General features: G+C 35.6%; 9 protein-coding genes. 8 read left to right on the top strand and 1 reads right to left on the bottom strand.

The window, feature by feature from the left end; translation table 11 throughout:
- The 8 genes from ilvN to FVB9532_RS14145 all read left to right on the top strand — a co-directional run bounded on the left by ilvN (position 1) and on the right by FVB9532_RS14145 (position 10184).
- On the top strand, positions 1–540 hold the full coding sequence (ilvN, locus tag FVB9532_RS14180) for an acetolactate synthase small subunit (RefSeq protein ID WP_150545832.1): 540 nt from the start codon (positions 1–3) through the stop codon (positions 538–540).
- A gap of 119 nt (positions 541–659) precedes the next feature.
- Positions 660–1706, top strand: a complete 1047-nt coding sequence (gene ilvC, locus FVB9532_RS14175) for a ketol-acid reductoisomerase (RefSeq protein ID WP_150545831.1) — start codon at positions 660–662, stop codon at positions 1704–1706.
- A gap of 359 nt (positions 1707–2065) precedes the next feature.
- Complete coding sequence (gene ilvA / locus FVB9532_RS14170) at positions 2066–3328, top strand: threonine ammonia-lyase IlvA (RefSeq protein WP_150545830.1); 1263 nt, start codon at positions 2066–2068, stop codon at positions 3326–3328.
- 186 nt (positions 3329–3514) lie between these two features.
- Positions 3515–5428 carry an acetate--CoA ligase gene (acs, locus tag FVB9532_RS14165; protein WP_150545829.1) on the top strand — a complete coding sequence of 638 codons (1914 nt, stop codon included), beginning with the start codon at positions 3515–3517 and terminating at the stop codon, positions 5426–5428.
- Positions 5429–5661: 233 nt separating this feature from the next.
- Positions 5662–6798: an MFS transporter gene (locus tag FVB9532_RS14160; RefSeq protein ID WP_150545828.1), complete on the top strand. Its 1137-nt coding sequence runs from the start codon at positions 5662–5664 to the stop codon at positions 6796–6798.
- Positions 6799–6834: 36 nt separating this feature from the next.
- Positions 6835–8472, top strand: a complete 1638-nt coding sequence (locus tag FVB9532_RS14155) for a carboxylesterase/lipase family protein (RefSeq protein WP_150545827.1) — start codon at positions 6835–6837, stop codon at positions 8470–8472.
- Complete coding sequence (locus tag FVB9532_RS14150; RefSeq protein ID WP_228482355.1) at positions 8469–8957, top strand: GNAT family N-acetyltransferase; 489 nt, start codon at positions 8469–8471, stop codon at positions 8955–8957. The genes FVB9532_RS14155 and FVB9532_RS14150 overlap by 4 nt, the downstream gene beginning before the upstream one ends.
- Positions 8958–9002: 45 nt before the next feature.
- Entirely contained in the window at positions 9003–10184 is a 1182-nt protein-coding gene (locus FVB9532_RS14145) for a putative outer membrane beta-barrel protein (RefSeq protein ID WP_150545826.1), read from the top strand.
- Here the strand turns inward: FVB9532_RS14145 and FVB9532_RS14140 are convergent.
- Positions 10181–11731, bottom strand: a complete 1551-nt coding sequence (locus FVB9532_RS14140; protein WP_150545877.1) for a hypothetical protein — start codon at positions 11729–11731, stop codon at positions 10181–10183. The genes FVB9532_RS14145 and FVB9532_RS14140 overlap by 4 nt on opposite strands.
- Between the last annotated feature and the right edge of the window lie 91 nt (positions 11732–11822).

The following is an 11822-nucleotide window of genomic DNA, read 5'->3' as shown; positions in this document are numbered from 1 at the left end:
ATGAAAGAAGAATTCACCATATCGGTATTCACCGAAGATAAAATTGGCTTGCTCAACCGAGTGAGTATCATTTTCACGCGAAGACATATTAATATCGAGAGTATTACTGCTTCAGCCAGCGAAGTTGAAGGCATTCATCGCTACATTATTGTGGTTGAAGAAGAAGAGAGCCTGGTGGTTAAAGTAATTCAACAGATCGAAAAACAAGTAGATGTGGTTAAAGCTTTCTATCACCGCAACGAAGAGATGGTACATCAGGAAATTGCGCTTTATAAAGTTCCCACTTCTGCCTTGGCATCCGGAGAGGATGTAGAAGAGATTATTCGTAGCAGCAATGCGCGTATTCTTACGGTAGAAGCTGAATTTACCATCATCGAAAAAACGGGACATAAAGCCGATACGCAAGCACTTTACAATAAATTAGAACCCTACGGACTGTTAGGCTTTGTAAGATCAGGTCGTGTGGCCATCCCTAAACAGATGAAAGAATTTAAAGAATATATGGCTGAAGTCGAAAAGGCTTCCAACTTTAAATATTAAATAAACAATTAAAAAATCAGAATAGGATGTTCATTGCTCACACTAAGCTTGTGAGGTGTTTCAATAGAGCATCAAGAAATTAACCCTAAAAAAATAATTAAAACTTAAATTAAAAAATCATGGCAAAATTAAATTTTGGCGGAGTAGAAGAAAATGTAGTTACTCGCGATGAGTTCCCTTTAGATAAAGCAGTAAAAACCTTAAAAGATGAAACCATTGCCGTTATTGGTTATGGCGTTCAAGGACCGGGACAAGCACTTAACCTTAAAGACAATGGCTTTAACGTGATTGTGGGCCAACGTAAAAATTCTAAAACTTGGGATAAAGCTGTAGCCGACGGCTGGGTTTCGGGAGAAACGCTTTTTGAGGTAGAAGAAGCAGCGAAACGCGGAACGATCATCCAATACCTACTTTCTGATGCCGGACAAATCGCGCAGTGGGAAACCGTAAAAAAACAATTAAACCCAGGTGATGCACTCTATTTTTCTCATGGGTTTGGCATTACTTATAAAGACCAAACAGGAATTGTTCCTCCGAAAGATGTGGATGTAATATTAGTCGCCCCCAAAGGGTCTGGAACTTCGTTACGCCGACTTTTTGTAGAAGGAAAAGGATTAAATTCTAGTTATGCGATTTTCCAAGATGCCACCGGAAAAGCTTACGACCGCGTTGTTGCGTTAGGAATTGGCGTAGGCTCAGGATATTTATTTGAAACCGATTTTCAGAAAGAGGTCTATTCAGATTTAACGGGAGAACGTGGAATTTTAATGGGAGCTTTGGCCGGCGTTTTTGAAGCCCAATATGAAGTATTACGTAAAAACGGACATTCACCTTCGGAAGCTTTTAATGAAACGGTGGAAGAACTTACGCAAAGTTTAATGCCGCTAGTAGCTGAAAACGGAATGGATTGGATGTATGCCAATTGCTCAACAACAGCTCAACGTGGAGCTTTAGATTGGCGTCATAAATTTAGAGAAGCTACGCTACCTGTTTTTGACGATTTATATGAAAGTGTAAAAACTGGAGAAGAAGCTCGTGTCACCATTAAAACTAACGAGAAAGAAGATTACCGTGAAAAACTAGAAGAAGAATTAAAAGAAATACGCGAATCTGAATTATGGCAAACCGGTGCTCAAGTAAGAAAACTAAGACCGGAAAATAATTAAATATATTCTCCTGCAAGGTCTTATCGACCTTGTAGGTATGAATCTATTAGATTTTTAAACGCCTACAAGATTATGACAATCTTGCAGGAAAAACATCAAATTTCCCCCGTTCTTTTAAAGGAAAGATACCGAAAGGTCGAGGTGGTTAAAACGTTTCTTTTACCTCATCTAAATTTCAGTTTAATCTCGCTTAGGGAAAGCAGTAAACCTGCCTACCGATAGGCAGGGATCCCGCAAAAAATTGAAACCTTAGCGAAAATTCGTGAGGAATTGTAACGAACTTGACGGCAAGCAGGAAGCTTGGCCTGTAGGGAAACGCTCAAAAAAGCAAATATGCTACTGAATAATTTAAAACAACTATGAAAACGCAAACTTTACCTCATCTTTCGTTAGCCGAAGTGAAAAAAGCACAGCAAAACTTAAAAGGGATTGCTAAAAACACGCCGCTAGAGAAAAACAGAAGCTATTCTAAAGATTTTGAGGCGCAAATTTTTTTTAAACGGGAAGATCAGCAACGTGTAAGATCGTATAAAATTAGAGGGGCATACAACAAAATCATTTCACTCACTGCGGAAGAAAAAGCGAAAGGAGTGGTTTGCGCTAGTGCGGGTAATCACGCACAAGGAGTGGCCTATTCTTGCAAAAAACTGAATATTGACGCGAAAATTTTTATGCCTACTCCTACTCCGCTTCAAAAAGTACAACAGGTAAGGATGTTTGGAGAAGACAAGGTAGAAGTAATTCTCGTGGGCGATACCTTTGATGATGCTAAACTGGAAGCTACACGCTATAGCCAATTGCATCACAGCACGGTGATTCATCCGTTTGATGACCCTAAAATTATGGAAGGTCAGGGAACAATCGCTTTAGAAATTCTAGAAGCTTTCCCTGAACCCATCGATTATGTTTTTGTACCTATTGGTGGTGGTGGCGTAGCTTCTGGGGTAAGTAGTGTTTTTAAAGCGCTTTCACCACAAACCAAAATTATTGGTGTTGAACCCAAAGGAGCCGCATCCATGTCGACTTCTATTGATAACAATGAAAACACAGAATTACACATCATTGATAAATTCGTCGATGGTGCTGCCGTGAAAAAAGTGGGCGATCTCACCTTTCAAATCTGTAAGCAAAATCTTGAAAAAGTGGTAACGGTTGATGAAGGTAAAATCTGTGAAACCATTCTCAATCTTTATAATCGTGATGCCATTGTTGCTGAACCGGCTGGCGCTTTAACCTTAGCAGCATTAGATCAATTTTCTAAAGAAATTAAAGGTAAAAATGTAGTTTGTGTAATTAGTGGCGGGAATAATGATATTACCCGAATGGAAGAAATTAAAGAACGGGCTTTGTTATACAACGGACTCAAGCATTACTTTTTAGTCCGGTTTCCTCAACGGGCCGGCGCTTTAAAACAATTTGTGGTGGATGTTTTAGGTCCTAATGATGATATTACCCATTTTGAATATATCAAAAAAAATTCCCGGGAAAAAGGTCATGCCGTCGTTGGAATTGAATTGAAAGCAAAAGAAGATTTTAATCCCTTATTAAGCCGAATGAAAGAATTTCAATTCTTCGGAGATTACATTAACGACAAGGAAAGCCTAATGAATATATTGGTATAAGTTGAATTATTATCTAAAGATAGCTGCAAAATGATAGAATAATTCATATACTTTTCTCTAAAAAGCATGATAATTCCCTTATTTTTATCATAAAACAATTTCTAGCTGAATTTTTTACTGGATTCTAAAAATAATTTTAGAAATTTAACAGTAAATCGACAACTAAAATTAACCACACGATAAATTATGAGTAATTATCATATAAAACATTTAGAAGAGTATTTTCAAGTTTACCGAAAATCAGTAAGATACCCTGAGAAGTTCTGGGAAGAAATTGCTGAAGAACACTTTTTATGGCGTAAACGTTGGGATAAAGTTTTAGAATGGGATTTCACCAAACCGGAAGTCAAATGGTTTCAAGGGGCTAAACTCAATATAACCGAAAACTGCATCGACAAACATTTATTTTCTCACGGAGATGAAACTGCGATTATTTTTGAACCGAACAATCCCGATGAAGAAGCTCAACATATTTCTTATAATGAATTGCACCGTCGCGTTTGTAAATTTGCCAACGTTTTAAAAAGTAAAGGCATTAAAAAAGGGGATCGGGTTTGTATTTATTTACCCATGATTCCTGAATTATCGGTAGCAATGTTAGCCTGTGCCAGAATTGGTGCCATTCATTCCATCGTTTTTGCCGGATTTTCATCTTCTGCTCTAGCAACTAGAATTTTAGATAGCGATTGTAAAATGGTCATTACTTCTGACGGATCTTATCGAGGTTCTAAAACCATTGATTTAAAAAGCATCGTCGATGCTGCATTAGAAAAATGTCCTGATGTAAAAAATGTCTTGGTTGCTAAACGCATTGATAGCGATATTCATTTAAAAGAAGGTCGAGATGAGTGGCTCCAACCTTTATTAGATGAGGCCGACGAAAATTGTAAACCGGAAATGATGGATGCAGAAGACCCCCTTTTTATTCTTTACACTTCTGGTTCTACAGGAAAACCCAAAGGAATGATGCATACATGCGGGGGCTATATGGTCTATACCGCTTATACTTTTAAAAATGTATTTAATTACCGAACCGGAGATGTATATTGGTGTACCGCAGATATTGGATGGATTACCGGTCACAGTTATATTGTTTACGGTCCGTTGGCCAATTGTGCCACTACAGTTATGTTTGAAGGAGTACCAAGCTATCCTGATTTTGGTCGTTTTTGGGATATTGTAGAAAAACACAAGGTGAATCAATTTTACACGGCTCCAACCGCCATTCGTGCCTTGGCTAAAGAAAATTTAGAATATGTAGAATCGCACGATCTTTCTTCATTAAAAGTTTTAGGAACAGTAGGAGAACCAATTAACGAAGAAGCTTGGCACTGGTATAATGATAATGTCGGGAAGAAAAACTGTCCCGTGGTCGATACGTGGTGGCAAACGGAAACCGGCGGAATCATGATCTCCCCTATTCCTCATTCCACACCTACGATTCCCACTTATGCTACCTTACCGCTTCCCGGAATACAACCTGCGCTCATGGACGATGAAGGGAGTGAGATAAAAGGCAATCAAGTACAAGGAAAATTATGTATTAAATTTCCTTGGCCGGGAATGGCAAGAACCGTTTGGGGCGATCATCAACGTTACAAAGACACGTATTTCTCTGCCTATGAAAATAAGTATTTCTCAGGTGATGGGGCCTTACGCGATGGTGTTGGCTATTACCGAATTACCGGTCGTGCAGATGATGTAATCATTGTTTCCGGTCATAATTTAGGAACCGCTCCCATTGAAGATGCTATCAATGAGCATCAAGCCGTAGCAGAATCTGCTATTGTAGGTTTCCCTCACGAAGTAAAAGGAAATGCGCTCTACGGTTATGTCATACTGAAAGAAGCAGGAGAATCTCGTAAACATGAAAATGTTCGAAAGGAAATCAATCAGATTATTACGGAACATATTGGCCCTATTGCTAAGTTGGATAAAATTCAGTTTGTTTCAGGCTTGCCTAAAACCCGCTCAGGAAAAATCATGCGACGAATTTTACGTAAAATTGCCAGTAACGATACCGACAATTTAGGAGACACCAGTACTTTATTGAATCCGGAAGTAGTTGATGAAATCATCGAAAATTCACTGAATAAATAATTTTACGCGGTGTCATTTCGTACTTGATACAGAATCTTATATAGTATAATGGTTTTTAAACGATCCCTCCTTCCAGACAGACAGGTTTAGGATGATGATACATTTACGATCATTTCATAACCCAGAAAGCCACTCTTTTTACGGAGTGGCTTTTTTATGTTATAAAAACTTAAAAGCTTTTCTTATTTTCTCAAAGTGAAGCATCTTTGTTGTTTTCTTTTTCAATAAAAACTATGCAACTCAAAGTTAAACAACGTATTGCCTTAAGCACATGCTTTTTTTTATCAGGATTTTGTTTTTCTTCTTGGGCATCACGCATACCTACCATTAAAACTATTTTTAATTTTAGTGAAGCAGACTTAGGAAACTTATTATTGGTAATGCCCATTGCTTCCTTAATTGGATTACCTATTTCTGGCTGGATGGTTTCAAAATTCAGCAGTCGAAACCCGTTAATACTTGCCATGTTATTTTTTGCAGCTTCTTTGTTAGTGGTAGGTTATACGACAAATATTATTGCTTTGGTAGTAGCGGTATCGGTTTTTTCATTTTGCATGCGCATCCTCAACATCTTTATGAATACGCAAACTATTACGCTTCAGAAAAAATTTAAACGAAAAATTATTGGCTCTTTTCATGGCATTTGGAGTGCAGGAGGTCTTACCGGGGTAGCTTTTTGCACCCTATTATTAAAATTAGATATTTCCATTCAAACACACATGCTTTTAGTAACGCTTATCACAGTTTTAGGAGCAATTACAGCCTATTTTTATTTGTTGAAAAATGATAAATCTGAAGGTGGCAATAAAATAAAACTCGGTAAACCCGACCCCTTTATTTTTTATTTGGGGATTTTAATTTTCTTCGCATCTGTTTGTGAAGGAGGAATGTTTGACTGGAGTAGTGTCTATTTTGAAGATGTGGTAGGAGAAGAAATTTTTACGTTAGGTTATTTTACCTTCATGGTATTTATGGCACTGTCGCGATTTTCCTCAGATCGTGTGATCGAAAAGATAGGTATGCAAAATTCGTACTATTTAAGTTCTGGACTTATTGTTCTTGGAATTGCTATCGTTATCCTCTTACCTTATCTTTGGCCGGCATTAGTAGGGTTTAGCTTGATTGGATTGGGTGTGGCTGCCGTTATCCCCATGATTTTTACTTCTGCCGGAGATTCTAAAAAATATTCAGCAGGAATGGCCATCTCAATTATTTCTACCTACGGAATTCTAGGAAGACTTTTAGGGCCACCCATCATCGGGTATTTAGCTGAACTTTTCAGTTTAAAATTAGCATTTTTACTCTTTCTAATCTGTGGATTAATGTTAATCCCATTTTCTAGAAAGCTTTTCACTCTTTACGAAAAATAAATATTATTTTTACAATAATATCAATATAAACAACTTATGAAAAAATATATCCCTTTAATTTTGTGCATTTGTTTTCAAATACAGCTAACAAATGCTCAGCTTTCCAATCAAAACCTTCAAGTAAAAACCGATAAAGGAATTATTGAAGGTTTTATTGATGAAAATCAAGAAGTTGCTCAATTTTTTGGAGTTCCCTTTGCCCAACCTCCAGTAGGAGATTTACGTTGGAAGGCTCCCCAGCCGGCAAAATCTTGGAAAGGTGTAAAAGAAACAAAAGAATTTGCTCCGGCACCCATGCAAATTCCTGTATTTGGCGATATGAAATCTCGCGGAAAAGGAATGAGTGAAGATTGCCTTTACCTCAACATTTGGACACCTTTACAACAAGAACATAAAAACTTACCGGTATTGGTTTATTTTTATGGTGGGGGTTTTGTGGCAGGTGATGCTTCAGAACCACGTTATGATGGAACCAACTTTGCCAAAGAAGGTATTGTGGTGGTAACGGTAAACTATCGATTAAATGTTTTTGGTTCATTAGCACATCCGGCTTTAAGTAAAGAAGCTCCTTATAAGGCATCGGGTAATTATGGTTTACTTGACCAAAATGCTGCCTTAATTTGGGTAAAAAACAACATTAAAGAGTTTGGCGGAGACCCAAATCATATTACCATTGGCGGTGAATCTGCCGGATCAATTTCGGTAAGTACACAAATGGCTTCCCCTCTATCCAAAGATCTTTTATTTGCTGCTATTGGTGAAAGTGGAGCAGCTATATATCCGACAATGGCACCCGTAAGCTTAACGGAAGCTGAAAATATAGGAATCGAATTTACCGAAAAAATCGGTCTTGATTCTTTAAAAGATATGAGAGCTATTCCTGCGGAAGAATTACTTCAACGCTATGGAAAAAGCGGAAGGTTTGGTTTTCCTTCAGTAATCGATAATTATTTTTTACCAAATTCGTTACCTGAAATTTTTAAAGCTAAAAAACAAGCACAAGTTCCTTTATTGGCCGGTTGGAACTCTGCTGAAATCCCAGGGATTAGTTTGATGCAAGGAAAAAGTTTTACAGAAGAAAATTATAAGAGTAAAGTAAAAGAACTGTACCCTAATAATTATCAGAAAGTATTGCAATTATATCCTTCAGGAGATAAAGCTCAAATTAGAGTTTCGGCAACGCAATTAGCTTCCGATAGGTTTATAGTTTACAGCACATGGAAATGGTTGGATCTTCATCTAAAAAATAGTAATGAACCAGTGTATCGTTATATTTTTGATAAAATTCGACCTCCGCTAAAAGATACCTCTAAAGTAACAGGTTTAGCTGGGGGGACTTCTGAAAAGAAAGGAACAGAAAATAAGCCGAAACCCATCGGTGCGGCCCATGCTTCTGAAATTGAATATGCCTTTAACAATTTAAATTCCGCAACCGAGTTTACATGGACTAAAGAAGATGATGAAGTAGCCAAGGTAATGTTCTCGTATTTTGCTAGCTTTATTAAAAACGGAGACCCTAACCTAAAAGGTTTACCTTCTTGGCCGGCTTTACAATCTAAAGAAAAAGAACCCAGCTTTATGAAAATTGGAATTGAAACGGAAGCTCAACAAGCTAAACATGACAACCGATACTTATTTTTAGATCGTGCATATCAAAAAGAAAAAAAGAAATGATGCTGCGCCAAGCTAGGCTTGAAGATTTACCCGAAATCTTAGCTATTTTCAATTTTCATATTGAACATACGACTGTGATTTATCATTACAAAACCAAAAGCCCAACAGAAATGCAAACTTGGTTCAATGAGAAAAAACAGTCCAACTTTCCCGTTCTTGTGGCAGAAGAAAACGGGAAAGTCACCGGCTACGGAACTTATGGACAATTTAGACCCCATGAAGCCTATCAATACTGCGTAGAACATTCGGTTTATGTAAGTCCTAAATGGCAAGGTAAAGGTATTGGGAAGCAGCTTATTTTAGAACTTATCGCTATAGCCAAAAAAGAAAATTACCACACGATGGTTGCTGGTATTGATGCCGAAAATAAATTCAGTATAGAATTTCATAAAAAGCTTGGTTTTACACAAGTTGGATACTTAAAGGAAGTGGGCCATAAATTTGAACGTTGGTTAGATTTGGTTTTTCTGCAACTTGTATTATAATATTAAAATTATTTTTATATTGCACACCGAAACAAAACCATTATTTTGAAAAAGCTTTTTCTAACCCTTACAACAGTACTTTTTAGTACTTTTTTATTCGCTCAAATTAACTTCGAAAAAGGATACATCATTACGGAAAGAGGTAATCGTTTAGAAGTGTTTATTAAAAATGAAGACTGGAAAAACAATCCTACCTCTATCGACTATAAAAATTCATTAGAATCAGATAAAGAATCTATTTCTATTGAAAGCATTAAAGAATTTGGTATAGAAAATACTTCTAAATATGTAAAGTTTACGGTAAACATAGATGTTTCCCCTATTCATTTAAGCAAATTAGATCGCGATAAAGAACCTAATTTTGAAGAAAAAACCATCTTATTAAAAACATTGGTAGAAGGTCCAGCTTCTCTATATAAATTCGAAAAAGGGAATAACAGAAAGTACTTTTATAAAACCAATGATAAAGATATTGAGCAATTGGTTTTTAAAGAATATAGATATAAAAACTATGTTAAGAGTAATAATCATTTTAGACAACAAATTTACAACAACCTAAAATGTGATCACATTTCTAATGATAAAATTAGAAACATAAAATATGAAGAGAAAAGCCTTACTAAACTATTTAAAGCATACAATTCTTGCAAAGATCCCAATTATAAAGAGAAATTTAAAAAAACCAAAGAAAGTGTTTTCCATCTTAACATAAGACCAGGAATAAGTTTAATGTCTATGAGTTCTTATATAGAAAATTCTCCTAATTCTACAGTAGAATTCGATAAAAAAGCTAGTTGGAGAATTGGCCTTGAAGGTGAATTTATCCTCCCCTTCAATAACGACAAATGGTCAATTTTTGCCGAAGTGGCTTATCAAAAATATACCTCAGAAGGAAAATTCATCAACTATTCTGGTTCATTAGCAAATCAAGAAATAGATTATAGTTATTTAGACATTGCCATAGGGCCCCGTTTTTATTTATTTTTAAATGAAAAAAGTAAGTTTTTTATAAACTTGGCTTATATTCCCAATTTAGCATTGAATAAAGAATATGAAAATTTAGAAATAACTAATTCCGCTAACCTTGGTTTAGGAATCGGTTTTAAATATTTAGACAAATACGGTTTAGAAGTTAGGTATGGTTTCGACAGAAACATCATTAATTATCAATTTCGCTATACAGAATATAATACACTTAATTTTATCTTCAGCTATACGATTTTTTAAGCAAACCTTTTTTGTTCCCCAAATTTTTCTTTAATTATTTCAGCTACCGGACGATTTTCATAATTACTCTCTAGCCAAGAAATAATGTCTAAATACAAAAAAGCTCGACGTTCAAAAGGATGTTCTTCATATACCTTTAAACGGTCACGAAGTTTTTTAAATTCAGCTTTAATATCAGATGGGTAAACATCGGGGAGGTGCCGAAGAAACTTAATCATTTCTTTTTGTACTTCGTGCAAATCGTTCATTTTTATTAAAAAGCGATAGGTTGAACGGATGAGACGGTCTAAATGATAATCCAAGCCTGCTTCATAATGAGCTACCAAATTTAAAATTCGGCTAAAACACATTAAATCTTCCCGCATTTCTAGGGATTTATCCTGGATAATCTTCTGTAGGTATTCAATACATTTTTTATAATTGTCATCTCCAAAATACAGGGAAGCAATTTTATAATACAAAACCATCACATGATGTTCATCTAACGTGTTTTGATAAACTTGAATACCTTCTATAATTTCATCTACTAACAAGTCTCCATTCGCAAATTCACCTTTCATAAATCGTAAATTCAGCTTATTAAAGTAAAGGTACATAAACGATAACGCTGAAATATTTTCGTCCCTAGGAATTCGTTTATCCTGAATATTTTCTTCAAAATCTGTTAGCACGCGCTCAAATGAATCGACATTATTTAAGTAAAAAAGCGATTCCAGCAAATAATGATTTCCCTTTAAATAAAAAACAGGATGCACTTGTATTAAAGCTGAATTTTGCTGAAATAAATCTACCCACTTTGAAGCATAACGGTAACAAGACAAAAAATCTTGCGTAATAAAATTATACCACAAATACGCTTGATATAACCATAATTTCTCTCGAAAACTTAATTGATGGTATTCATAATGCGGAATATTTTCTTCAAAAAATTGCCTGATTTGTTGAGCTTCTTCTTCTGTTCTTGCATACCCCATTTTCAAGAAAATATTATAGAGCTGAAGTGATAAGTTAGAAAGCTTGCCGGCAATCAAATTCAAGAAAGAAAGCTCTTCAGTTTGCCTCACCAAATGATCAGCACGATTTTCAGAACTCCGGGTAATGTATTGCGATTCTATAATTTTTTCAAGATCCAACACCTCAAAAGCTATTATCTTTTCTTCGTAGGCTATAGCAGTGGTTTTGGTTTTATCTAATAACTTCAAAGCTTGCTTATACAAACCTTTTCTGTATAAGATATAAGCAAAATCAAATTGTTCCCTTAACTGTAACGGAATACTTTGCTGCGAAGTATGTAAACGTAAACTCGTTAAAACTTGCTTATACAAATGTGCTTTTACATTTGAAAGCTGTTGCTTGGTGATGGATGTCTTAGCTAAAATTTCAGTTTCATCATAGTTTTTTTGCTTCGATAAAATCTTAAAAAGATGCTCAAATTTACGTTCAGAATTCCCTCCTAATCTTCCTGCATATAATGAAAATTGTCGCTTTTCTGAAGCAGAAAGCGACTTTACCAAAGAAAATAAAGGATCAGAAAATTCTTTTAACATCATAATTAACTAAAACACAAAAAACTGATTACCAGAAAACTAAATTAAAAAATAAAAATTTAGCGATCGTAAGCATTTTTAAAAATCGGTT

It is taken from the genome of Mesonia oceanica (assembly GCF_902499555.1).
Lineage (GTDB): Bacteria > Bacteroidota > Bacteroidia > Flavobacteriales > Flavobacteriaceae > Mesonia > Mesonia oceanica.
Note: the sequence above shows the minus strand (reverse complement) of the source record. Positions and strands in the feature narration are given on the sequence as shown.